The organism is Gordonia metallireducens (assembly GCF_021245825.1).
In the GTDB taxonomy this organism is placed as follows: Bacteria; Actinomycetota; Actinomycetes; order Mycobacteriales; family Mycobacteriaceae; genus Gordonia; species Gordonia namibiensis.
Map to the genome: position 1 here is coordinate 61,437 of NZ_JAJQJP010000053.1, position 23,005 is coordinate 84,441.

Genomic DNA, 23,005 nt, shown 5'->3' on the forward strand with positions numbered 1-23,005 from the left:
CAGACGACGCCACGCGACGGTCCCGATTCTGCGCCGGTCGCCCCACTCTTCGGAGGGGCCCTGGTCAGACCCCGACCGTCGACCCGTTCACTCCGACGGTCGCCACTGCCCCATTCCGAGGAACACCATCACCAGTTGCCGTTCGGTGCGCTCGACGATCTGCCTCTCGGCGCCGCGTCCGCGGTACTCGCCGTCGAGCAGATCGGCCACGGCGGTCAGCATGATCGTGACGATGAGTTCGGCGGCGATCTCGAGGTCTTCCGGCTGCCACGGGGCGAGGTCCGGGATCCGGGCGAGGTCGATCGTCAGCTCTTTGGCGAAGAGCCGCAGTTCGGTGTCGATGGCGCGGCGGATCTCCGCGATACCGCCGTGCTGCTCGCGGATCAGGAAGCGGAACTGCGATTCGTTCTCGCGGACGTGCCGCAAGAGGATGTCGAGTGAGTTCTTGGCGGTCGGCATGGCCTGACGCGCGGCGAGATCACGCCGCCCCTCGCGAAGAGCTCGACGCAGGACTCGCATCGAGTCCTCGACGACCGTGACCCCGAGATCCTCCATCGAGGCGAAGTGCCGGTAGAAGGCCGTGGGCACGATGCCCGCACCGCGGGCCACCTCGCGCAGGCTGATGCTGCCGAAGCTGCGGTCGCCGACGAGCGACCTCGTGGCGTCGAGGAGCGCCTGGCGCGTCTGGTTCTTCTTGTCCGCACGCGTCTGCGCATCGCGCTGGTCCGAACTCCGCGTGCGTGTCACACAGCCGAGTGTATTCGCCGCGGCCTTCGACCCCGACCCTGACCTCCCGACGATCGTGACGGCCATCACAGGAATCTCCGCTTGACGGGTACAGGCGTCAACATGTCACACTCGTTTGTGTACATCTGTACACCGAAACAATGTGAACGGAGCCCATCCATGAGCATCCGCACCTCCCAGAACCCGACCCCGGGCACCGCAGCCGGCAGCCCCGGCCGCTGGAACCGCCTGGTCGGATCGATCGTCGAGGCGGCACTGTCCCCGCATCCGGTCGACCGCTATCTCGAACTGCTCGATCCGATGCTCACCTGGCGCGACCTGCGCGGCGAGATCGTCCGAGTCGAGCATCCGACACCCCGCACGGTACGGCTCACCATCCGTCCGACACGTCAGTGGCGCGGCCATCAAGCTGGACAGTTCGTGCAGCTCAGCGTCGTGATCGACGGCGTCCGGCACACCCGGTGCTTCTCGCCGGCCAATGCCGCCGCCGGCCCGGACGGCGACATCGAACTCACCATCACGGCCAACGACGACGGCCTCGTCTCCAAGCACCTGGCCGCCGCGGCCCGGACCGGCGATGTGGTCGGACTGTCCCAGGCCGACGGCGAGTTCGCGTTGCCGGAGACCGACCCGACGTCGGCCGTCTTCATCAGCGGCGGCAGCGGTGTTACACCTGTGCTCTCAATGTTGAGGACACTCGTGGCCCGAGGATACGCCGGACCGATCACCTTCGTGCACTACGCGCGCACGGCGTCGGAGGTCGCGTACCGCACCGAGCTCGCCGCCCTGGCGGCCGAGCATCCCAACCTCGACCTCCGGATGCACCACACCCGCGAGGACGACGACGGCCACTTCACCGCCGCGCACCTCGACGACATCCCCGGTCTGGCCGACGCCGACGTCTTCGTCTGCGGACCCCGGGCCCTGATGGATGCCGTCGCCGAGGCGCACGCCGAACTCGGCATCTCGCAGCCGTTGCACAGCGAGGCGTTCACCCTGGCCGCACCGACGGTCGTCGACCCCGATTCGGTCGAGGGCGAACTGACGTTCTCACGGTCGGGGGCAACGGCTTCCAACGACGGCCGCCCCATCCTCGACCAGGCCGAGGCCGCCGGGCTCAGCCCGGAACACGGCTGCCGCATGGGGATCTGCTTCTCCTGCACCGCCGTGAAGAAGTCGGGCTGCACCCGCAACGTGCTCACCGGCGAGACCGACACCGAGTCCGACACACAGATCCAGCTGTGCATCAACGCCCCGGTCGGTTCCGTCGACATCGAGATCTGACGGTCGGCCACCGCGCGCCGACCTCCACCCATTCCACTCTCCTACCCAGCAGGAGGCACAGCATGACCATCGACATCGCCAAGGACACCCGTCCCGCGCCCACCGATAACCTCCCGGCCCTCCTCGAGGCCGAGAACACCACCGCCGAGACGGCTGCCGCCGATCCCAACACCGTCGTCCTGTCCTACGAACAGGTCGAGGCGCTGGGACGTGACCTGGACGAACTGCGCTCCCGGATCGTCGCCGACCTCGGGCAGAAGGACCGCGACTACCTGTACTCGGTGATCCGCGCCCAGCGCGGGTTCGAGATCGGCGGCCGCGCACTGATGTACCTCGGGTTCTTCCCGCCGGCCTGGATCGCCGCCGTCGGCGCACTCTCCGTGTCGAAGATCCTCGACAACATGGAGATCGGCCACAACGTGATGCATGGCCAGTACGACTGGATGCGCGAGGACACCTACAACTCCCGCGAATTCGAGTGGGACACCGTGTGCCCGGCCGACCAGTGGAAGCACAGCCACAACTACCTGCACCACACGTTCACCAACATCCTCGGCGAGGACCGCGACATCGGCTACGGCATCCTGCGGATGGCGCGTGACCAGAAGTGGAATCCCTACTACCTGGGCAACCTCGGGTACGCGACCGCCCTCATGCTCCTCTTCGAGTGGGGGGTCATGCTCCACGACCTGGAGGCGGAGAACGTGATCCAGGGCAAGCGCAAGTGGAGTGACATCAAGGGCCTGGTGAAGGGCATGTGGCGAAAGGCCGGTCGACAGGTCCTCAAGGACTACGTCGTCTTCCCGGCGCTGACCGGACCGCTGTTCGTCCCGACCCTCATCGGCAACGCGACCGCCAACCTGGTGCGCAACGTGTGGACGTATTCGATCATCTTCTGCGGCCACTTCCCCACCGGTGCACAGACATTCACCGCGGAGGAGTGCGAGAACGAGACCCGCGGCCAGTGGTACCTGCGCCAGATGCTCGGCTCGGCGAACATCACCGGCAGCCCGCTGTTCCACATCATGAGCGGCAACCTGTCGCACCAGATCGAGCACCACCTGTTCCCGGATATCCCGGCAAGCCGCTACCCGACGATCTCCGCCGAGGTGCAGGAGATCTGCGAGCGCTACGGCCTGCCCTACAACACCGGGTCGCTCAGCCACCAGTTGGCGTCGACCTGGAAGAAGATCGCGAAGCTGTCGCTGCCGAACTGGATGAGCCGCGACGACGACGACCTCACCGTCATCGTCGAACGTGAGAAGCCCGCGTCGGCCGCCTGACCTGTGCATTTGAGAATCGTTTGACCGACTGGTCCCGGGGGTAACCTCGGGACCAGTCGCGTTTTCACCGGCGCGCACGGACAGGCACACGCGGGGCAACACCCTTAAGAACCCAGGGGGTCACAGATGGTCGACAGCATCGAACGGAACAAGGACCTGATGCAGGAGCTGATCGAGTCCACGGCAACGCACGTGGGTCGTATCGCCACGATCATCACCGGCGCCGTCGCCGGGGTGACCCGCGAGATCGGCGAGATCGTCACCGACGGGTTCGAGATGCGGGAGGCCGCACGCAAGGCGAAGGCCGACCTCGCCCAAGACCGCGAGTGGGGAATCGTCGACGCCGAGTTCGCCTATGCCGAGACGGTCAACGACGTCGACCTGTCCCAGCCGTTTTCCGAGTCCGAGCAGGCACGAGAAGTGACAGGAGTGGACATGGACGAGATCCCCGATCGCATCGACGTCGGCGAGCAGGCCGGCATCGACCAGGAGGGAGAGGTCTCCCGGGAGGCCGAACTCCCCAACGACGGCGGCGTGACCGACCAGGACGAGCCCGACGTCGACGACCCGCGGGAGATCGCCGCTGAGGAACCCCGCATCGACCCCGACATCGATCACTTGTGAGACGACGCTCACCCTCTTGAGATCTGGGTGGATACAACCTTTGCCAAACGGCGGACTCACCCGTAGCTTGGTCCTGGTTTTCCTAGTTCATGGAGGTTCTGTCGATGTCGGTGCGTGAGGTTCTCACCTTTCCCAACCCCGTGAACGATTACGCAGCCCGCACGACGGCCGGCCTGGTCGTCGTGCTGGCCGTCATCGCGGTCGCGGTCAACAACCTGATCCTGTACGGCCTGCTGGTCCTCGGATTCGCGCTGCGTGTGGCGTCGGGCCCGACACTCTCCCCCTTCGGACAGCTGTCGGTGAAGTTCATCGTCCCGAAGATCGTCCGCAAGGAGAAGCTGGTCCCCGGCCCGCCGAAACGCTTCGCGCAGACCATCGGCCTGGTGGTCAGCGGAACGGCGTTCGTGCTGAGCCTCTTCGGTTTCGGTCTGGCCGCCCAGATCGTCACCGGCGTCCTGATCCTCGCCGCGACCCTCGAGTCGGTCTTCGGATTCTGCCTCGGCTGCACCATCTTCGGCTTCCTCCAGCGCGCGGGCATCATCCCCGAGTCTGTTTGCGAGGCCTGCAACAACATCTCGCTGCGCAACCCCGCAGCCGCGGCCTAGCCGCAAACCCACCCTTTTTCGCCAGATCCACCACCCGCTCGGGTGGTGGATCTGGCGATAAAGGGTGGGTTTCTCTGCTCCCTGAGGAACCCGAAGCGTGCGGAGGGCGTCTCGAAGGGTCAGTCGGATTTCACCGAGCGATCGGGCACGGTCATCGCCATCATCATGATCTCGGTCTCGCTGTAGTCCCGGCCGGGGTGTTCGGCCGCGAGGTGGGCCTGGACCTTGGGGACGAAGTCGTCTTCGAGGGCGGTGATGGACTCGCCACAGGGGCAACGCAGGTTGTATGCCATGCGTCACATCCTATCGGGACCGGTCCGTCAGTCCAGGATGCCGAGTGCGATCCCGTCGAGGATGTCGTGTTCGCTGACGACGAGTTCGTTGATGCCCGCGCGTTCGGCCAGCACCTTCGCCAGTTCGAGAGTGACCAGCGATCCCCCGCCGATGACGTCGACGCGACCGGGGTGCATCGGCCCGAGAGCCGCGCGGTCGGCGCGGGTCATGTGGACGAGGTTCCAGCACACGCGGTCGAGGTCGGCCAGCGAGATGCGGGAGAGGTGGATCTTCTCCGAGTCGTACTCGGTCAGCCCGGCGCCGAGTGCGGCGAGCGTCGTCATCGTCCCGGCGACGCCGACCCACGTCCGCGCAGGCTCGACGGGCACCCGCGCGAAGGCCTCGGCCAGTCGCTCGGCGGCGAACGCCTGGGCGGCGGCGATCTCCTCGGTTGTCGGCGGATCGGAAGGCAGGGTGCGTTCGGTCAGACGCACGCACCCGATGTCCGCCGAGTACGCGGCGTGGACGCCATCGGTGTCGCCGAGCACCACCTCGGTCGAGCCTCCCCCGAGGTCGGTGACCACGAAAGGCCCACTGTCAGGGTCCAATTCGCCGACGGCCCCGCGGAAGGACAGTCGTGCTTCCTCGTCCCCGGAGATGACCTCGGCGATGGCGCCGTCGGCGACGCAGCTCAGCAGGTCGGCGGTCATCGCGAAGAACTCGTCGCGATTCGACGCATCGCGTGTCGCCGAGGTGGCGACCATACGCACCTTCTCGACGCCGAGCGATTCCATCGTGGTGACATAGTCGGCGAGCGCGACCCGGGTGCGTTCGATCGATTCCGGGGCGAACTGTCCGGTCGCGTCGACGCCGTAACCCAGTCGTACGACGCGCATCTCGCGATGCAGGTCGACGAGGCGGCCGTCGTCGCCCGCCCGGGCCACGAGGAGACGGATCGAATTGGTTCCGCAGTCGACGGCGCCGACGATCGTCACGCGTTGTCTCCGGGGGTCTCCGTCGGCGGGAGTGTGTCGGGCCAGTCGGCCGGGATCGCGGTGCCCCGCAAGCCGTTTGCGGCCGCGAGAGCCACCGCCTCGTCGCCGAACGGATTGAGACCCGGCCCCTTCGCGAGCGAGTGCGCGATCAACACATGCAGGCACTTCACCCGGTCGGGCATACCGCCGCCTGTGAAGTCGGTGCCCAATGACTCGATGGCGTCGCGCTCGGCGAGGTAGTCCTCGTGCGCACGACGATAGGCGGCCGCGAGCTCCGGATCGGACGACAACCGCGCGGTCATCCCCCGCATGACGCCCGCCGACTCCTGACGACTGGCCTCGGCGGTGAGCCGTGGATCGGTCAGGTAGTACAGCGTCGGGAACGGCGTGCCGTCGGGCAGCCGCGGCGCGGTCTTGACGACGGCGGGCTGGCCGTCGGGAGTGCGATAACTGATTTCGATGACCCCGCGCGGCTCGCGTCCCAGCTGCGCTGCGACGGTCGCGAGGTCCTCTTCTGACACGCTCACGGTCTCTGACCTCACTGCGCGGCGGGCGGAGTCGACAGGGTGTCCCAGAGGTTGCCGTACCAGGGTGCGCGGGCGCGCTCCTCGGCACGTTCGGCAGCCTCGCGGCGGGCCTGGTCGGCGGGGAACAACATCACGAGCGGAATCTCTCCTGGCTTGACGAACTGCAGACGCGTCCGCGCCTGGGCCTCGATGTAGGCGGGGTCGTTCTGCTCGTTGACCTTCTGCTGGTAGTCGGCGACCTCGCGCCGCAGCTGTTCGTTCGACGCGGTCAGCTGGCGGAACTCCGACCGCTGACTGAAGTACGTCCGCAGCGGCATCGCCAGCGTCAGGGCGACGACGCACACCACGACGACCGTGATGACGAGTGTCGCCACCGTGGCCGGGGTCATCTCGAAGCGGCGCAGACGAGCGCTCAGTCCGGACCGCATCCGGTTCCGGGACGCGTTCGGCCGGGGGCGGCGAACCCGCTCAGCCGACGGTGCAGCGGTGTCGGTCGCGGTCTCCTGGGCTTCGGCTGCGGTGTCCTCAGAGGCGTCGGAGATCAGCTCCTGTTCACCGGTCTCGACAACCGAGACCGGTGCGACAGGCCGAGCCGGACGTCCGGACCGATCGTGCCGTCGCGTGCGACGGGCGTCGCGTGCGCGCGGATCGGCCTTCCGATCACGCGCACGCTGACGCCCGTCACCGCGGTGACGTCGCTCCGAACCCATGAAGACAGCTAATCACGAACCAAACGAGAAACGCGGGAAGGCGAGGTCCCCCGCGTAGCGTGCCGCATCGCCGAGACCCTCCTCGATGCGCAGCAGCTGGTTGTACTTGGCGACACGCTCGGAACGTGCGGGCGCACCGGTCTTGATCTGTCCGCAGCTGCAGGCGACGGCGAGGTCGGCGATGGTGGTGTCCTCGGTCTCACCGGACCGGTGGCTCATCATCGACTTGTAGCCGTTGTTGTGCGCGAGGGCGACGGCGTCGAGGGTCTCGGTCAGCGTGCCGATCTGGTTCACCTTGACCAGCAGCGCGTTGGCGATGCCCTTCGAGATGCCCTCTTCGAGACGCTCGGGGTTGGTGACGAACAGGTCGTCGCCGACGAGCTGCACCTTGTCGCCGATCGACTCGGTCAGCTTGGCCCAACCGGTCCAGTCGTCCTCGGACAGGCCGTCCTCGATCGACACGATCGGGTAGTCGCTGATGAGCTTCTCGTAGAACGACACCATGGCGTCGGCGTCGAACTCCTTGCCCTCGAGCTTGTAGACGCCGTTGGAGTAGAACTCGGTCGACGCGGCGTCGAGCGCGATGACGACGTCACGGCCGAAGTTGTAGCCGGCCTTACCGACGGCCTCGCCGATCACGGCGATCGCGGCCTCGGTGTTCGGCAGATCGGGGGCGAAGCCGCCCTCGTCGCCGAGCGCGGTGTTCAGACCCTGCTTGTGCAGCACCGACTTGAGCGCGTGGTAGACCTCGGCGCCGCAGCGGAGGGCTTCCTTGAAGGTGGGGGCGCCGACCGGAGCGATCATGAACTCCTGGAAGTCGATGCCGTTGTCCGCGTGCTCCCCGCCGTTGATGATGTTCATCATCGGGACCGGGAGGATGTGGGCGTTGGGGCCGCCGATGTAGCGGAACAGGGGCAGACCGGCCGACTCGGCCGCGCCCTTGGCCACCGCGAGCGAGACACCGAGCAGCGCGTTGGCGCCGATGCGGCTCTTGTCGGGGGTGCCGTCGCAGTCCAGCAGTGCCTGGTCGACGAGACGCTGCTCCTCGGCCTCGATGCCGATCACCGCGGGTGCCAGCTCGCCGAGGACACCCTCGACGGCCTTGGTGACACCCTTGCCCAGGTACCGCTCGCCGCCGTCACGGAGCTCGACGGCCTCGTGTTCGCCGGTGGAAGCGCCCGACGGAACGGCGGCGCGGGTGAAGGTGCCGTCGTCCAGGACGACCTCGACCTCGACCGTCGGGTTTCCCCGCGAATCGAGAATCTCGCGCGCACCTACCTGCTCGATGATTGCCACGGCTGAACCCCAATCTCGGTGGACGTGCCGGCTGTGATGCCGGTCGGTAGGTCAAAGAGTAGTGGCTGCATCCACGGCCCACGAGACAAGGTCTCGTGGTACGGCTGCAGCCGTCCGGCCCCGGGCTCAGAAACGGACGTTGATCGAGTAGGCGTTGGCGTGATCGCGCACGTCGAGGACGTAGGCCATCGAGTTGTTGTACGTGCGGACCGCCTTCTCCCACCCCTCGGCGACGGTCATGTCGTTGCCCGAGGAGACGCACAGGTAGCGGGCGGCGGACAGCGCCGCGTCGTCGATGTTGTCCGGGTCGGGGACGCCGTCGCCGTTGGCGTCCACGCCGTAGCGCTTCCACGTCTCGGGGATGAACTGAAAAGGCCCCATCGCGCGATCGTGGGTGGGGTCACCGTCGAGGGCGCCCCCGTCGGTGTCGCGGATCTCCATGTTGCCCTTGGTGCCGTCGAGCTGTGCGCCGCGGATCGGCGGGCTCACGTCGCCGTTCTCGGCCACGCTCGAGCCCCGGTAGCGTCCGTGCTTGCTCTCGACGCCCGCGATGCCGGCCAGCGTGGTCCACGCGATGCCGCATTCGGGGTGCTGCTGCCGCTGGATCTCCGCGGCGTTGCCGTAGGCCTGCAGGGACACGATCGGGATGCCGGTCGACTCCGCGATGGGTTCGGCCCACTCATGCATCTTGTCGGCGGTGCGCCCGGGCGCATTGATGTCGATGTAGGGCTGCGGCACACCCGCGCCGGGCGGGATGCCCTCGGGGATGTCGGGCCTGTTCAGCGACGGGAGATCGATGCATGCGGAGAGCAGCACCGTCGAGGCGATCGCCACAGCGCCCGCCACCAGCCCGTTCCTCCACGAGCGACGGTTCCGCCCCCGGCCCAACACACGCATTCCCCGTTCCACTCCTGTCTGAAGATCCGGGGCGAGCCGCTGCTCGCCCGATCGACCACGATCGCACATGCCGCGGCGTGCTCGCCTCGGCAACACACAGCGACCCGGTCACAGGGGACAACTGTCGGCGGCCGGCTTCGGTTCCCGACGCCCCGGGCACCTGCGACAGCCGGAGACTCGCAGGTCCGCTGGGCCCATGTGCCCTACGCGGTCTCCGGCCCGAGGTCTAGTCTCTGTATGGCTAGCCTTACTGAGCCATCGGCGTCGGTCGCGCCGAGAGACGGACGAACTGAATGGATGACCTCACGGCACTCGCCTCGAGCGGCGTTCACGTGCTTGCCGCCGACGGTGGCCCGTCGGTCTGGACGCAGATGTTCGGTAGCGCGCTCATCGGACTCCGCGAAGGACTCGAAACCGGGATCGTCGTCATGGTTCTCGTCGCCTTCGTCGTGAAAACCGACCGCCGGGACGCCCTGAAGTGGATCTGGGCGGGCGTGGGTGCCGCGGTCGCCATGACGGTCGCGGTGTTCCTCGTGATCCACTTCGGCACCTCGACGATGACGCCGCTCGCCGCCGAGACCATCGCCGGCGTCGCGTCGCTGGTGGCCGTCGCGATCGTGACGTTCATGGTGCTATGGATGAGCGAGGCCTCCTCCCATATCTCTGCGGACCTCAAGAGCGGGATGTCGAAGGCGCTCCTCGCCGGTGGTGCGTCGGTGCTGGGCCTGTCGTTCCTGGCCGTCGGCCGTGAGGGTTTCGAGACCGCCCTGCTGATGGTCGGGTATGCCGAGAGCGTGTCCGGTGGCCTGTGGCCGCTGCTCGGCCTCGTCGTCGGAATCGTCGCCGCGATCGTGTTGACCGTGCTGATCTACCGCGGCGCCATCCGCCTGAACCTCTCGGTGTTCTTCACCTACACGGGTCTGTTCCTGATCATCGTCGCCGCCGGGATCCTCACCTACGGTGTCCGCGCGCTGCAGACGGTGGGCTGGCTGCCCGGCCACGACAGCATCGCCTTCGACGTCTCCGGCACCTACGACGCCTCGTCCTGGTACGGAACCGTCCTGGGCGGCATCTTCAACGTGCGACCCGATCCGACTGTCCTACAGGTGATCGCCTGGATCGTCTACGTGGTCGTCGTGACGACGATCTTCTTCCGGCGTCAACGCGCGAGCCATCGGGCCGCCGCGCAGAAGACCGCAACCCCCGACGAGAGCGCCGCGCCCGCGGAGTCCGCCCCCGAAAGGAATGCTCAGTGAACCGTAGAACCGTGGTGGCCGCCGGTGCGGCCGCGGTGGTGATCGTCCCCATTCTCCTGGCCGGCTGCACCGAGAAGTCCGACGCCGAGAATGCGATCGCCGTGACCTCGACCGCCGACGCCTGCGATCTCGCGACCACCGACGCGACGACCGGCAACGTCGACTTCGCGATCACCAACTCCGGCAACAAGGTCACCGAGTTCTACGTCTACGGCAACAACAACCGTGTCCTCGGCGAGGTCGAGAACATCGGCCCCGGGCTCTCGGGCAATCTCACGGTCGAGATCGTCGAGCCGGGCACCTACACCGTGGCGTGCAAGCCCGGCATGGTCGGCACCGGTATCCGCACCGAGCTCACGGTCGGCGGTGAACGCAAGGAGAAGGCCGACGTCCCCGCCGACGTCACGGCCGCCAAGGCGCAGTACCTCGACTACGTGCGCAACCAGCTGAACACGCTGCACGCACAGACGACGTCCTTCGTCGACAACATCAAGAAGGGCGATCTCGACGCCGCGCGTGCGCAGTTCGGTCTCACCCGCACGCCGTACGAGCGGATCGAACCGGTCGCCGAGTCGTTCCCCGACCTCGACCCGGCCATCGACATGCGCTGGGACGACACCGAGGACGGCACCCAGCCGTTCACCGGCTTCCACCGCCTCGAGCGGTACCTGTGGCCGCCGCAGCCCGCCGAGATCGGCGACGCACCCGGCCAGATCACGCCCTCGGATGCCGCGAACGCCAAGGAGACCGACAATCCGCAGGCCATCGCCGAGATCGCCGACGGACTGCTCGCCAACGTGACCAAGCTCCGCGACGAGGTCAACAAGCCGGACTTCGAGTTCGAGACACTGTCGTTCGTCAAGGGCCCGCAGGCTCTCATCGACGAGGTCGCCGCCACCAAGGTCGACGGTGAAGAGGACCGGTACTCCCACACCGACCTGTGGGACATCGCGGCCAACCTCGACGGGTCGGAAACGGCGATCGCGACGATGCAGCCGATCATCGCCGCCAAGAACCAGGCGCTGATGGACAAGATCACCGCGCAGTTCACGACGGCGCGCGACGCGGTGAACAAATACCGCGACGGTGACGGCTACGTGTCCTACACCGAGGTCACGCCCGAACAGCGTAAGGAACTGTCGAATCAGATCGACGCGCTGTCGGCCACCCTGTCCCAGGTACCAGGAATCGTGTTGCAGCAATGAGTGATCCGGCCCCCCGCCCCGACGACGCACAGCCCGCCGAACCCGAGAGGCGTACGACGCGACGTGGTCTGTCACGTCGTGCGATCCTCGGCGGGACCGGCGCAGGCCTGCTCGTCGCCGCGGGCGGGGTGGCCGTCGGCCGTGCCACGACCCCGGCACCTGCCGCCGACCATGTCGTCGAGTTCCGGGGTCCACGCCAGGCCGGGATCGTCACCGCCGCGCAGGATCGTCTGCATTTCGCGAGTTTCGACGTGGTCACCGACAACCGGGACGAACTCGTCTCCGTGCTGCGCCGCTGGACCGAGGCCGCCGAACGCATGACCCGCGGCGAGGAGACCGAGCCCGACGGCGCCACCGGTCTCGGCGAGTACACACCGCCCGCCGACACCGGAGAAGCGTTGGGGCTGAGTGCCGCTCACCTCACGCTGACGATCGGCTTCGGTCCGGGTTTGTTCGGCCCCAGCGCGTCGGCCCCTGACCGACCCGACCGTTTCGGTCTCGCCGACCGTCGACCGCCGGCGCTCGTCGACCTGCCGATGTTCGCCGCCGAGAAGATCGACCCCGCACGGTCATACGGCGACATCTGCGTGCAGGCCTGCGCCGACGACCCGCAGGTCGCGGTGCACGCCATCCGCAACCTGGCCCGGATGGCGGTGGGCGTCATGGCCGTTCGCTGGTCGCAGCTCGGCTTCGGCCGGACGGCGTCGACGACGCAGTCCCAGGACACACCCCGAAACCTGTTCGGGTTCAAGGACGGAACGGCGAACCTGCGCGCCGAGGACACCGACCTCCTCGACCGTTGGGTGTGGGTGCGCCCCGAGGACAACCCGGCGGCCGCCCAGTGGATGACCGGCGGCACCTATCTCGTCGCCCGCCGCATCCGGATGGACATCGAACCGTGGGACCGGGCCAACCTGTTCGAGCAGGAACACATCATCGGCCGCACCAAACGCGCCGGCGCCCCGCTGGGCAAGACCGGCGAGTTCGACGAGCCCGATTTCATGATCACCTCGGGTGGTACACCGATGATCCCGAAGAATTCGCATGTGCGGCTGGCACATCCGGACAACCTCGGCGGGGTGCAGATCCTGCGCCGCGGCTACAACTTCACCGACGGGTCCGACGGCTTCGGCCACCTCGACGCCGGCCTGTTCTTCATCGCCTTCAACCGCGACACCGGCAAACAGTTCGTGCCCATGCAGCAGGTCCTGTCCCGGCAGGACGCCATGACCGAGTACCTGATTCCCAACAGCTCGGCGAACTTCGCGATCCCGCCGGGTCTGGAGCGCGGCGAATGGTGGGGGCAGCGGCTTTTCGAGTGAGTTCCCGCGTGCGGGTTTCCTTCCCGCCCGGACAACTCCCTCCCGCGGGTCAGGCCTGCCACGCGGGAAGAAAACCGGCAAGCGGGAAGTCGGGTCCGCCCTCAGGCCCCACCCCGCCGGCGGCTCTTGGTGAGGTGCACCGACGAGTTCGACCCTCGGCCTCATCGGGGCGGGCACCCTCGCCGTCGAGCACACCCGCGCGATCGACGGGCCCGGCATGGGCACGGGCCGACTCGTCGTCGACAGTCGCGCCACCGCGCTGGCCAAGTCGGGAGACGTCCTGCTCGCGGTCTCCGAAGGACACCTGGCCGAGGACGCCGTCACCGTCGAGTTGGGGGACGTGATCGTCGATCCCCGACTCGGCCGACGCAGCGACGACGACATCACCCTGTTCAACTCCGTGGGCATCGGCCTGCAGGATCTCGTGACCGCCCGCCTCCTCGTCGACGCCGCCCTCGCGTCCGACATCGGAACCAGAGTAGAGATGAGCGCATGAGCGAGAACGCATCACAGCAAGGGTTCCTGACGCGAGCCATCGAACTCACCGCCGAGGCCGCTGCCGGAGGGAACCGCCCGGCCCTGCGGGTCATGCGCACCGCGGTGACGCCCCGGTAGCACGCCAAGCGCGTCGCTCACGAAATCCGTTCGCGCTCACCCAATTTGCGTGAGCGGGAACGGATTCGGTGAGCGAAACCCATCAGTCTGGCAGCACACTCTCCCAGGCCTCGCGCGAATTCAGTTCGATGCCACGCTCTTTCGCGCGACCCTCGGCCTCGCGGACCGACGCCATGAGCGCAAGGGCCTTGTCCCGGGCCTGCGCCTCGATGCTGTCGTCGCCGGCCGTGACGGTGACGGTCCACGTCTCGGCCGGGATGGTGTCCACCGGATACGACGCCGCGGTGAGTCGTTCGAGGATCTTCTGCAGCAGGGCCAGCGACGGCTGCGTCGTCGCGACGCCGTCGAGGACGGAGCCGCGCTTCTTCTCCGCGGCCTTGCGTTCCTCCCACTCGCGGATCTGGGTCTCGAGGTCGGCGTGGGCACCGGACAGCACGCCGGGGGTACGGCCCATCACCTTGGAGGTGAAGCTGCGGGCGACGTCGTCGATGTCGAACGGCGCCTCGGGATCGTCGGCGGCGATGCGCGCGTGGAAGAGCACCTGCAGCAACAGGTCCCCGAGTTCTTCCCTCAGTTCGACCTGGTCGCCGGCCTCGATGGCGTCGAGCAGCTCGTAGACCTCCTCGAGGAGGTAGCGACGCAGCGAGTGGTGGGTCTGGGTGCTCTCCCACGGGCCGTTGCGGCGCAGGGTGTCCATGAGGGCGACGGAGTCGAGCAGGGCCATCCCCGACACCTTCGCCGCGGTGATGACCTGCTCACCGCGGGCGAGACGGGCGCGGACGAGTGGGTGATCGGCGTTGGTGCTCACCAGTACGGAGTCGACGGGTGTCTCAGCGAGCACCTCGTCGAACACCGCGTCGACGTGGTCGAACTCCCATAGGAGACTGGCGGGCACGTCCTCGGTGACCTTCACCGGTCCGGTGAGCCACGCGCGGGCCCGGATGGGGATCAGGTCGGGCCGTGCCGGGTCCAGCAGCACCACCGTCATTCGTCGTACGCCCTTTCTCGACCCCCCTGTTGTCCATCAACCTAACCCCCGAACCCGTCGACGCCGCCCGCCTCGCCGACAACCGGCTCAGCCGTTCGGCTCCGGCTTCAGCTGCGTCAGGAACGTGGTGAGGTACTCGATGAGCTCGTCGTCGCGCAGCCGGGCCGATCCCACTCCCCCGGTCCGCGGGATCGGGAGGGTGACCACCGACGTCGTCGCACGGAAGGTCGCCGAGGAGTAGAGCCTGCGCAGACGCACCTGCTCGCTGTCGAGGAGCGGCAGCGGCGAGATCTTGACGCCCTGCCCGGCCAGCCCGATCTCGGTGATGCCGCGTTCGCGGCACCGCAGACGCAGACGGGCGATCGACGCCAGACGCGTCGTCTCGACCGGCGGCGGACCGTAGCGGTCGTTGAGCTCGACGAGCACCGCGTCGACCGCGGCGTCGTCGGTGGCCGACGCCAGCTTGCGGTACGCCTCCAGACGCAGACGGTCGGAGTCGACGTATTCGACCGGGATGTGCGCGTCCACCGGCAGGTCGATCCGCACCTCCCCGGTCTCCTGGGTCTCGACGGGCTTGCCGTCGGCCGCAGCGCGATACGCCTCGACGGCCTCGCCGACGAGCCGCACGTAGAGATCGAAACCGACGCCCGCGACGTGACCGGACTGTTCGGCCCCGAGAACGTTTCCGGCGCCGCGCAATTCGAGGTCCTTGAGCGCCACGGCCATACCGGCGCCGAGTTCGTTGTTCTGCGCGATCGTCGCGAGGCGGTCGTAGGCGGTCTCGGTCAGCGGCCGGTCCGGGCTGTAGAGCAGGTAGGCGTAACCGCGCTCGCGACTACGGCCGACGCGTCCGCGCAACTGATGGAGCTGCGACAGACCGAGGTTCTCGGCGCGGTCGACGATGAGCGTGTTGGCGTTGGAGATGTCGAGACCGGTCTCGATGATGGTCGTACAGACCAGCACGTCGTATTCGCGGTTCCAGAATCCCGACACCGTGCGCTCGAGCTGATCCTCACCCATCTGACCGTGGGCGACAACGACTCTCGCCTCGGGGACCATCGCGGCGATGTCCTTGGCCGTCTTGTCGATGGTCGAGACCCGGTTGTGCACGTAGAACACCTGGCCGTCGCGGAGCAACTCACGGCGGATCGCGGCGGCGACCTGTTTCGGCGCGTAGGCGCCGACGTAGGTGAGCACCGGATGGCGCTCCTCCGGCGGGGTGAGGATCGTCGACATCTCGCGGATGCCGGCCATCGACATCTCCAGGGTGCGCGGGATCGGCGTCGCCGACATCGTCAGCACGTCGACGTGCGTACGCAGCGACTTGATGTGCTCCTTGTGTTCGACGCCGAAACGCTGTTCCTCGTCGACGATCACGAGACCGAGGTCTTTCCAGGTGACACCGGTCTGCAGAAGGCGGTGGGTGCCGATGACGATGTCGACCTCACCCTTGGCCATGGCCTCGGTGATCTCGCGGGATTCCTTGGGGTCGGTGAAGCGCGACAGCCCGCGCACCCGAACCGGGAAACCACTCATCCGCTCGGTGAACGTCTGCAGATGCTGTTGCGCGAGAATGGTCGTCGGCACGAGGACGGCGACCTGCTTGCCGTCCTGCACGGCCTTGAACGCGGCGCGCACGGCGATCTCGGTCTTGCCGTAGCCGACATCGCCGACGATGACGCGGTCCATCGGGACCGGACGTTCCATGTCGGCCTTGACCTCGGCGATGACGGTCAGCTGATCGATCGTCTCGGTGAAGTCGAAGGCGTCTTCCATCTCCTGCTGCCACGGGGTGTCGGGCCCGAAGGCGTGTCCCGGGGCGGCGTGGCGCGCGGCGTAGAGCTGCACGAGCTCGCCCGCGATCTCGCGAACGGCCTTGCGCGCCTTGCGCTTGGTGTTCTGCCAGTCCGACCCGCCGAGCTTGGACAACGACGGCTGTTCGCCGCCGACGTACCGGGACAGCTGGTCGAGTGCGTCCATCGGCACGTACAACCGATCGGCCGGCTGACCGCGTTTGCTCGATGCGTACTCGAGGACGAGGTACTCGCGCCGAGCACCCGAGACGGTGCGTTCGATCATCTCGACGAACTTGCCGATGCCGTGCTGGTCGTGCACGACGAGGTCGCCGGCGGTCAGCGCCAGCGGGTCGACCTGGTTGCGGCGCTTGGCCGGGAGTTTGCGTCCGTCGCGGACGTTCGCGACGCGGGTACCGGTGAGGTCGGCCTCCGTGACCACCACGAGTCCGGCGTCGGCACAGACGATTCCGTTGCGCAGCGTGGCACCGAAGACCGCGACCTCGCCCGGTTCGGGACGATGCCCCGGCTCGGCGATGACATACGGGACCTCGGCCTCGGACAGCCGCTCGCCGACGCGCTGGGCGGTGCCCTTGCCGGTGACGACGATGGCGGCGGTCTTGCCGTCGGACACGTGGGCCCGCAGCTGGGCGAACGTGGCCGCGATCTCGCGCTCGTCGCCGCGCGGTGCGGGTCCGGGGGCGAGGTCGAGTTCCAGTTCGTTCCCGCTCCCGGTGGACAGCGGTGACAGCGTCCACCAGGGCCGCTTGGCCTGTAGTGTCGCTTCGCGCACGTCGCCGAGCGAACGGTAGGCGCTGGCCTGCAGGTCGATGCCGGTCCCCGATCGCGGGTCGATCGGTGCGTTCGCACCCATCGCCGCGGCCGTCCAGGACGCCTCGAGGAACTCCGCACCTGTCTTGGACAGGTCGGCCGCGCGGGTTCGGACCTTCTCGGGGTCGAGGATGAGCACCCGCGTCCCGTCGGGGACGACCTCGGTGAGGAGCTGCATCTCGCCGTCGACGAGCGCCGGGATGAGCGCCTCCATCCCCTCGACGGGAATGCCCTCGGCCAGTTTGGCGAGCATCTCGTTGAGCGCGGTGTCGTTGGGATTCTCCGCCGCGAGATCGCTTGCGCGCGTTCGCACCTTCTCGGACAGCAGCAGTTCGCGACCCGGGTGGATGCGGACCTCGGAGGCGTCTACCTCGGGCTGGCTGCGCTGATCGGCGACCGAGAACGCCCGGATCTCGGTGATCTCGTCACCCCAGAACTCGACGCGGACCGGGTGGTCGGCGGTCGTCGGGAAGACGTCGAGGATGCCGCCGCGGACCGCGAACTCACCGCGGCGTCCGACCATGTCCACACGTTCGTAGGCCATCTCGACGAGCTGGGCGAGCAGGCCGTCGAAGTCGACCTCGATGCCCTCGCGCAGGGTGACGGTGGCGACCTCGCCCAGGCCCGGCGCCATCGGCTGCACGAGCGAGCGGACCGTGGTGACCACGACCCGTAGCGGGTTGTCACCGGGATTGGCGAGACGGTGCAGGACCGCGAGGCGCTGGCCGACGGTGTCCGCGCTCGGCGACAGCCGCTCGTGCGGAAGGGTCTCCCACGAGGGGAACTGGGCCACCGCATCGGGATCGTCGAGCAGTTCGGCCAGCTCGGCCGTCAGGTCGTCGGCCTCGCGGCCGTTGGCCGAGACGACCAGCAGCGGGGCGTCGGAGCCTGCGGCCAGACAGGAGACGAGGAACGGCCGGGCCGCGTCGGGCGCAGTGATGTCGAGGCGACGTTCGGCACGGCGTTCGTGCACCTCGCGGAAGGATTTGTCCGCACACGCGAGCGCGGCCAGACCGGACAGGGCACGGGGCGTCGACACTCGCTCGATTGTATTGGGCCCCGATGACAGCAGTGGAGTCGGGCGACCGCGCTCGCCTAATCTCATCGGCATGACCGAACCCGAATCCGTGGTCGACGCCGCCGGAGTCCAGGTGTCCGACGCCACCATCGACGATCTCGAGGCGGTCGCCGAGATCTATGCGCACTACGTGCAGCACACCGTCGCGACCTTCGACTACGTCGTGCCCACGCTCGACGAGTGGCACGCCAAGTACGCGGCGATCACCGGCGCCGGACGGCCGTTCGTGGTGGCACGAGCACTCGACGAGGCGGGTCTCGACCGGATCGTCGGCTACGCCTACCTCGGCACGTTCCGTGGGATGCCGGCGTACGACCGGTCCACCGAGGACTCGATCTACGTTCGTCCGGGCTACGGCGGTCGCGGCGTCGGATCGGCACTGATGGCCGGGATGCTCGACCGCGCGAATCGCGACAACGTGCGTCAGATCGTCGCGGTCATCGCGGCCACCGGTGGGGCGGGATCCATCGCCCTGCACTCGCGGTTCGGGTTCACCGAGGTCGGGCGTCTGCGGTCGATCGGCCACAAGGCCGACCAGTGGATCGACTGCGTCTACATGCAGAAGGACCTCTGGGAGCCCTCTTCGTAGTCAGTCTCAGCGGTCGAGTCCCGCGGCCTCGGCGGCAGCGTCGGCCAGACCGACGCCGGTGCCCTCGTAGATGTGGAAGGCGACGTCGGCGCCGCGGCCGAGCAGTTCGTCGCGTTCGTCGTCGTACTGGGCGACGACGGCGATGGTGCCGTCGAAGTCCCGTTCCTCCACCCGGTCGAGGGCCACCAGATTGGACCCGTGGAACGGCATGGCCATCACGAGGATGTCGAGGTCGGAGACCCCTTCGCACCGTTCCCAGAAGCCCGTCTCGGTCGCGTCCGCCTCGATCACGCGGAATCCTCGCCCGCGCAGGTTCGCCACCTTCAGGGGATCGTTCTCGACGCCGACGACGTTCAGTCCGTACTCGTCGGCGAGCCGGTTACAGACCGAGCTGCCCACCCGGCCGAGACCGAAGACGACCGCACGGGCGGGCGCCAGGTCGATCGGCGCGTCGTCGGGATGGGCGCTCGCGGCCGCCGTTCTCGGGACGTATGCCGAGAGCCGAGCCACCAGGTTAGAACCGCGACGGTTGACGAGGGTCGAGAACACGAAGCTCGCCGCGACCGCGACCGAGGTGACCACCAGCCAGTCGTCGTCGAGCAGGTCGTTGCTCACGCCGTTCGATATGACGATGAGCCCGAACTCGGAGAAGTTCGCCAGCGCCAGCCCGGCCAGGATCGAGGTTCGCCGGCGCAGACCGAACATGGCCAGCACGAAGGTGAACAGCGCCGCCTCGAGCGGCAGGAGGAGCACGAGGACCAGGCCGACGAGCACGGTGTCGAGGGTCGGCGTCACGTGCAGGCCGATCGAGACGAAGAAGCCGACCAGGAGCAGTTCGCGGAGTCCGAACAGCGTGCGCGACAGCTCACCGGCTCGCGGATGCGAGGCCAGCAGGACGCCGATCACCATGGCGCCGAAGTCGCCCTTGATGCCGACGGTCTCGAACAGCCAGTACCCCGGCACGAGCGCCATGGTGACGCCGAAGAGCGTCTGGAGTTCGCCGTGCCCGAGGCGGTTCCAGAGTCGCCGGACGATCCATGCGCCGGGGATCAGGAGCAGCAGTGCGAACGCCCAGGGGCTGGGTGGCTCCCCGCTTCGCGCCGTGAGATAGACGACGGCGACGACGTCCTGCAGCACCAGGATGCCGATGGCGATGCGGCCGTAGAGGGAGTGGGACTCCGAGCGTTCGTCGAGGACCTGGACCACGAAGACCGTGCTCGAGAACGACAACGCGAAACCGAGCAGGGCGAGCGTCTTCCACGACTCGCCCGCCAGCATCTCGACGCCGAGCACCGAGAGCAGTCCAAGGAAGCCGGTGGTGAGGCCGAGGAGCACCCCGAGATTGATCCCGGTGGTGAGGAAGACCTCGCGCCGGTAGAGCATTCGCAGATCGAGTTTGAGACCGATGGTGAACAACAGGATCGTCACGCCCAGATCTGCGAGCGTGTCGATGATCGGCAGGTCGTCGATGCCCGGCGAGTGCAGGATGAAGCCTGCCGCCAGGTACCCGACCAGCGTCGGCAGACGGACCAGTCGCGCCAGGAAGCCACATCCGAAGATGACGACGAGATAGATGCCGACGGTCTCCACGTGCCGGGAGTCCCTTCCGCTCTGGGCCGCGAGCCGCCGCCGGGGATGTCTCGAACGTTATCGCCGTGTGCGAGACGACGTGGGCGGCACGCCGATTCCCCGTCCTCCGCGGCCCTCGGGAACGAAACGGACCGTAGTCCGGTTAAGATCGGGCATGCCCAGCTCGAACTCCCCCACCCGGCAACCCGCGCTTTTCCTGTCCCACGGCGCCCCGCCGCTCGTCGACAGCCCCACCTGGGTCCGCCAGCTGGAGAAGCTTGCCGGCGAGCTCGCCCGTCCGACGGCGATCCTCATCGTGTCCGCGCACTGGGAGGCGGCACCCCTGACCATCGGCTCCACCGACTCCCGGACGCCGCTGACCTATGACTTCGGCGGCTTCCCGGAGAAGTACTACCGCGTCCGGTACCGGTCGCCCGGCGCGCCTGAACTGGCCCGACGCGTCGCCGCGATGATGCCCGACGGCGAACCGATCGCCCACGACCCCAACCGTCGCCTCGACCACGGCGCCTACGTGCCGATGACCGTCATGTATCCCGAGGCGGACATCCCGGTCCTGCAGATCTCCCTGCCGACCCTCGACCCCGAGCGGCTGCTCGAACTGGGCCGACGCCTCACACCGCTGCGTGACGAGGGCGTCCTGATCATCGGGTCCGGTTTCACCACCCATGGCCTGCCGTTCCTGCGCGACTGGCGACCGGAGGCGACTCCCCCGAGCTGGTCGGCCGAGTTCGACTCATGGGCTGCCGAACGGTTCGCCGCCGGAGATGTGGAGTCGCTCATCCGCTTTCGGCAGACCGCACCCGGCATGCCGTACGCACATCCGACGATCGAACACTTCGCGCCGCTGTTCGTCGCGCTCGGCGCGAGCGACGACGTCGAACAGCGCCCGGATCAGGTCATCGACGGGTTCTGGATGGGGCTGTCCAAGCGGAGCCTGGTGCTCGCCTAACCGTCCTCGGCCGTCGTCCGCTCGCGGGGTTCGACGTAGTCGGGACCGACGAGGTCCGGTGACGGGTCGAGGCGGGTCAGGCCGTTCCAGCAGAGGTTCACCAGATGGGCGGCGACGACCTCCTTCGACGGTTCCCGGACGTCGAGCCACCACTGGGCCGTAGACGACACCATGCCCACGAGGGCCTGCGCGTAGAGCGGGGCGAGGGCGGGATCGAAGCCGCGGCGTTCGAAGTCGCCGGCCAGGATGTGTTCGACCTGGCTCACCGCGTCGTTGAGAAGACTTGAGTAGGTGGCCGTTTCACCGGTCGACGCGGTGCTGTCGCCGCGGACGAGGATGCGGAACCCGTCCGTGCGCTCCTCCATGTAGGTGAGCAACGCGAGCGCGACCTGCTGGATGCGGTACAACGACCGGTTCTTCGACAGCGAGGCGGTCACCATCTCGAGCAGCGTCTCCATCTCGCGGTCGACGACGACCGCATAGAGACCTTCCTTGCCACCGAAGTGTTCGTACACGATCGGCTTGGAAACGCCTGCGCGCTGCGCGATCTCCTCGATGGAGGTGCCCTCGTAACCGCGTTCGGCGAACAGTCCGCGCGCCACCTCGATCAGCTGTAACCGCCTCTGTGCACCGGTCATCCGCGCCCGGGGTGCGCGCTGCACCTCGGCCGCACCCTCCGCCGGACGTCCGATCGCCATGCGCCAAGCCTAGGACGAGACGCCGCAGAATCACGAATGTTGCGCCACTTTCGCTCCCTGAGGTGCGAGCGTCTCTGCTCCCTGATCCACCCTCAGTACAGGCTCGACCAGTACGACCAGAAGCGCACCGCGATGAGCACGATCACGACCGCCACGAAGAGCACCAGGATCAGGGCGTGGCTGCGGGCGACCGCGAGTGCCACCCCGGATCGCGAGGTCAGGCCGCTCGCGTGGAGGTTGCGCACGCTGACGAAGACGAAGATCGGCAGGGTCACCGCCCACACGACCATGCAGTACGGGCACAGCGCGCCGATCGAGTAGAGGCTCGAGTAGATCAACCAGCAGATGAAGGTCATCGCCGCGGTCACGCCGACCTGCAGTCCCGCCCAGTACCAGCCCGCGAGACGAGCACCCGCGAGGATCGCCACGCCGGTGGTGATCACCACGGCGAAACCGGCGATGCCCAGCAACGGGTTCGGGAACCCGAACAGGGCGGCCTGCGGTTTGCCCATCACCGACCCGCAGCTCAGGACCGGGTTGAAGTTGCACGACGGCACGTAATCGGGGTTCTTGAAGAGTTCGATCCGTTCGACGGTGAGCACGAACGACGCCACGAAGCCGATCGCGCCGCCGACGGTCAGGACCCAGGCGACGATCCGCGTCCAGGAACGGACGGCTTCGGCGAGAAGGGCCCGGTCGTCGTCCGGGTCGAGCTCGGTCGTGGTCGGTGTCGCATCGGCGGGGGCGCTCTCACTCACCTCTCCAGGATGACACCGCCCGGAGTGGTCACCGCCGGTCGACGTGCGCGGAATCGTGCCGACTGTGGCCGAACGCAACCGGTGGAGGGTTA

23 protein-coding genes are annotated in these 23,005 nt (G+C 67.9%); 11 read left to right on the forward strand and 12 right to left on the reverse strand.

The features are described 5' to 3' along the window. Window positions 1-87 precede the first annotated feature (87 nt). Window positions 88-747, reverse strand: coding sequence for a TetR family transcriptional regulator (locus LQD00_RS20805; RefSeq protein WP_232719219.1), 660 nt, complete (start codon window positions 745-747; stop codon window positions 88-90). Between the two features lie 159 nt (window positions 748-906). On the opposite strand from LQD00_RS20805, the gene LQD00_RS20810 reads away from it, so the two are divergent. The 4 genes from LQD00_RS20810 to LQD00_RS20825 all read left to right on the forward strand — a co-directional run bounded on the left by LQD00_RS20810 (window position 907) and on the right by LQD00_RS20825 (window position 4,543). Further along, the gene (locus LQD00_RS20810; RefSeq protein WP_232719220.1) at window positions 907-2,031 is read left to right on the forward strand and encodes a ferredoxin reductase; all 1,125 of its coding nucleotides are present in this window, start codon (window positions 907-909) and stop codon (window positions 2,029-2,031) included. A gap of 62 nt (window positions 2,032-2,093) precedes the next feature. Further along, complete coding sequence (locus LQD00_RS20815; protein ID WP_232719221.1) at window positions 2,094-3,314, forward strand: fatty acid desaturase family protein; 1,221 nt, start codon at window positions 2,094-2,096, stop codon at window positions 3,312-3,314. Between the two features lie 126 nt (window positions 3,315-3,440). Continuing rightward, a complete protein-coding gene (locus LQD00_RS20820; RefSeq protein WP_232719222.1) occupies window positions 3,441-3,938 on the forward strand; it encodes a hypothetical protein in 498 nt (165 codons plus the stop codon). A 104-nt stretch (window positions 3,939-4,042) separates the two neighbouring features. After that, window positions 4,043-4,543 carry a DUF4395 domain-containing protein gene (locus tag LQD00_RS20825; RefSeq protein ID WP_232719223.1) on the forward strand — a complete coding sequence of 167 codons (501 nt, stop codon included), beginning with the start codon at window positions 4,043-4,045 and terminating at the stop codon, window positions 4,541-4,543. 119 nt (window positions 4,544-4,662) lie between these two features. On the opposite strand, the gene LQD00_RS20830 is transcribed toward LQD00_RS20825, so the two are convergent. The 6 genes from LQD00_RS20830 to LQD00_RS20855 all read right to left on the reverse strand — a co-directional run bounded on the left by LQD00_RS20830 (window position 4,663) and on the right by LQD00_RS20855 (window position 9,241). After that, on the reverse strand, window positions 4,663-4,836 hold the full coding sequence (locus LQD00_RS20830) for a hypothetical protein (RefSeq protein WP_232719224.1): 174 nt from the start codon (window positions 4,834-4,836) through the stop codon (window positions 4,663-4,665). A gap of 27 nt (window positions 4,837-4,863) precedes the next feature. Then, window positions 4,864-5,811, reverse strand: a complete 948-nt coding sequence (locus tag LQD00_RS20835; protein WP_232719225.1) for a Ppx/GppA phosphatase family protein — start codon at window positions 5,809-5,811, stop codon at window positions 4,864-4,866. Next, complete coding sequence (locus LQD00_RS20840; RefSeq protein ID WP_232719226.1) at window positions 5,808-6,338, reverse strand: DUF501 domain-containing protein; 531 nt, start codon at window positions 6,336-6,338, stop codon at window positions 5,808-5,810. The genes LQD00_RS20835 and LQD00_RS20840 overlap by 4 nt, the downstream gene beginning before the upstream one ends. Before the next feature lie 11 nt (window positions 6,339-6,349). Next, window positions 6,350-7,048, reverse strand: a complete 699-nt coding sequence (locus LQD00_RS20845) for a septum formation initiator family protein (RefSeq protein ID WP_232719227.1) — start codon at window positions 7,046-7,048, stop codon at window positions 6,350-6,352. Between the two features lie 12 nt (window positions 7,049-7,060). Continuing rightward, a complete protein-coding gene (eno, locus tag LQD00_RS20850) occupies window positions 7,061-8,344 on the reverse strand; it encodes a phosphopyruvate hydratase (protein WP_006867450.1) in 1,284 nt (427 codons plus the stop codon). A 126-nt stretch (window positions 8,345-8,470) separates the two neighbouring features. After that, a complete protein-coding gene (locus tag LQD00_RS20855) occupies window positions 8,471-9,241 on the reverse strand; it encodes a lytic transglycosylase domain-containing protein (RefSeq protein WP_232719228.1) in 771 nt (256 codons plus the stop codon). Window positions 9,242-9,534: 293 nt separating this feature from the next. Here LQD00_RS20855 and efeU point away from each other — a divergent pair, with 293 nt between their 5' ends. From efeU to LQD00_RS22800, 5 genes are all read left to right on the forward strand, one after another. Next, window positions 9,535-10,497 carry an iron uptake transporter permease EfeU gene (gene efeU, locus LQD00_RS20860; RefSeq protein WP_232719229.1) on the forward strand — a complete coding sequence of 321 codons (963 nt, stop codon included), beginning with the start codon at window positions 9,535-9,537 and terminating at the stop codon, window positions 10,495-10,497. Next, window positions 10,494-11,702: an iron uptake system protein EfeO gene (gene efeO, locus LQD00_RS20865; RefSeq protein ID WP_232719230.1), complete on the forward strand. Its 1,209-nt coding sequence runs from the start codon at window positions 10,494-10,496 to the stop codon at window positions 11,700-11,702. Before efeU ends, efeO begins: the two co-directional genes overlap by 4 nt. Then, complete coding sequence (gene efeB, locus LQD00_RS20870; RefSeq protein WP_232719231.1) at window positions 11,699-13,024, forward strand: iron uptake transporter deferrochelatase/peroxidase subunit; 1,326 nt, start codon at window positions 11,699-11,701, stop codon at window positions 13,022-13,024. The genes efeO and efeB overlap by 4 nt, the downstream gene beginning before the upstream one ends. Before the next feature lie 217 nt (window positions 13,025-13,241). Continuing rightward, window positions 13,242-13,520, forward strand: coding sequence for a hypothetical protein (locus LQD00_RS20875; RefSeq protein ID WP_232719232.1), 279 nt, complete (start codon window positions 13,242-13,244; stop codon window positions 13,518-13,520). Next, a complete protein-coding gene (locus tag LQD00_RS22800) occupies window positions 13,517-13,639 on the forward strand; it encodes a hypothetical protein (protein WP_269785261.1) in 123 nt (40 codons plus the stop codon). Before LQD00_RS20875 ends, LQD00_RS22800 begins: the two co-directional genes overlap by 4 nt. 82 nt (window positions 13,640-13,721) lie before the next feature. Here the strand turns inward: LQD00_RS22800 and LQD00_RS20880 are convergent, their stop codons facing one another. Together LQD00_RS20880 and mfd are read right to left on the reverse strand one after the other, a co-directional pair. Continuing rightward, a complete protein-coding gene (locus tag LQD00_RS20880) occupies window positions 13,722-14,627 on the reverse strand; it encodes a MazG family protein (RefSeq protein ID WP_232719233.1) in 906 nt (301 codons plus the stop codon). Window positions 14,628-14,714: 87 nt separating this feature from the next. Next, on the reverse strand, window positions 14,715-18,290 hold the full coding sequence (gene mfd / locus LQD00_RS20885) for a transcription-repair coupling factor (protein WP_232719234.1): 3,576 nt from the start codon (window positions 18,288-18,290) through the stop codon (window positions 14,715-14,717). Between the two features lie 70 nt (window positions 18,291-18,360). Here mfd and LQD00_RS20890 point away from each other — a divergent pair, with 70 nt between their 5' ends. Further along, window positions 18,361-18,918, forward strand: a complete 558-nt coding sequence (locus LQD00_RS20890) for a GNAT family N-acetyltransferase (RefSeq protein ID WP_232719235.1) — start codon at window positions 18,361-18,363, stop codon at window positions 18,916-18,918. Between the two features lie 6 nt (window positions 18,919-18,924). Here the strand turns inward: LQD00_RS20890 and LQD00_RS20895 are convergent, their stop codons facing one another. Continuing rightward, window positions 18,925-20,508, reverse strand: coding sequence for a cation:proton antiporter family protein (locus LQD00_RS20895; RefSeq protein WP_232719236.1), 1,584 nt, complete (start codon window positions 20,506-20,508; stop codon window positions 18,925-18,927). A 154-nt stretch (window positions 20,509-20,662) separates the two neighbouring features. Between LQD00_RS20895 and LQD00_RS20900 the strand changes: the two genes are divergently transcribed. Then, window positions 20,663-21,457 (forward strand): dioxygenase family protein, encoded by a 795-nt coding sequence (locus LQD00_RS20900; RefSeq protein WP_232719237.1) that lies wholly within the window; start codon window positions 20,663-20,665, stop codon window positions 21,455-21,457. Here LQD00_RS20900 and LQD00_RS20905 read toward each other — a convergent pair. Beyond that, window positions 21,454-22,155, reverse strand: a complete 702-nt coding sequence (locus LQD00_RS20905; protein WP_232719238.1) for a TetR/AcrR family transcriptional regulator — start codon at window positions 22,153-22,155, stop codon at window positions 21,454-21,456. The two genes, LQD00_RS20900 and LQD00_RS20905, sit on opposite strands and share 4 nt — an antisense overlap. 92 nt (window positions 22,156-22,247) lie before the next feature. Continuing rightward, entirely contained in the window at window positions 22,248-22,913 is a 666-nt protein-coding gene (locus LQD00_RS20910) for a vitamin K epoxide reductase family protein (protein WP_232719239.1), read from the reverse strand. Between the last annotated feature and the right edge of the window lie 92 nt (window positions 22,914-23,005).

Bases quoted from the DNA above. Each gene is read 5' to 3' on its own strand.
- LQD00_RS20845 (WP_232719227.1), bottom strand. From the start codon at position 7,048: ATGGGTTCGGAGCGACGTCACCGCGGTGACGGGCGTCAGCGTGCGCGT.
- LQD00_RS22800 (WP_269785261.1), top strand. From the start codon at position 13,517: ATGAGCGAGAACGCATCACAGCAAGGGTTCCTGACGCGAGCCATCGAA.
- LQD00_RS20830 (WP_232719224.1), bottom strand. From the start codon at position 4,836: ATGGCATACAACCTGCGTTGCCCCTGTGGCGAGTCCATCACCGCCCTC.
- LQD00_RS20855 (WP_232719228.1), bottom strand. From the start codon at position 9,241: ATGCGTGTGTTGGGCCGGGGGCGGAACCGTCGCTCGTGGAGGAACGGG.
- LQD00_RS20905 (WP_232719238.1), bottom strand. From the start codon at position 22,155: ATGGCGATCGGACGTCCGGCGGAGGGTGCGGCCGAGGTGCAGCGCGCA.
- LQD00_RS20825 (WP_232719223.1), top strand. From the start codon at position 4,043: ATGTCGGTGCGTGAGGTTCTCACCTTTCCCAACCCCGTGAACGATTAC.
- LQD00_RS20900 (WP_232719237.1), top strand. From the start codon at position 20,663: ATGCCCAGCTCGAACTCCCCCACCCGGCAACCCGCGCTTTTCCTGTCC.
- LQD00_RS20815 (WP_232719221.1), top strand. From the start codon at position 2,094: ATGACCATCGACATCGCCAAGGACACCCGTCCCGCGCCCACCGATAAC.
- efeB (WP_232719231.1), top strand. From the start codon at position 11,699: ATGAGTGATCCGGCCCCCCGCCCCGACGACGCACAGCCCGCCGAACCC.
- LQD00_RS20880 (WP_232719233.1), bottom strand. From the start codon at position 14,627: ATGACGGTGGTGCTGCTGGACCCGGCACGGCCCGACCTGATCCCCATC.
- LQD00_RS20875 (WP_232719232.1), top strand. From the start codon at position 13,242: ATGGGCACGGGCCGACTCGTCGTCGACAGTCGCGCCACCGCGCTGGCC.
- efeU (WP_232719229.1), top strand. From the start codon at position 9,535: ATGGATGACCTCACGGCACTCGCCTCGAGCGGCGTTCACGTGCTTGCC.
- LQD00_RS20810 (WP_232719220.1), top strand. From the start codon at position 907: ATGAGCATCCGCACCTCCCAGAACCCGACCCCGGGCACCGCAGCCGGC.
- LQD00_RS20820 (WP_232719222.1), top strand. From the start codon at position 3,441: ATGGTCGACAGCATCGAACGGAACAAGGACCTGATGCAGGAGCTGATC.
- LQD00_RS20890 (WP_232719235.1), top strand. From the start codon at position 18,361: ATGACCGAACCCGAATCCGTGGTCGACGCCGCCGGAGTCCAGGTGTCC.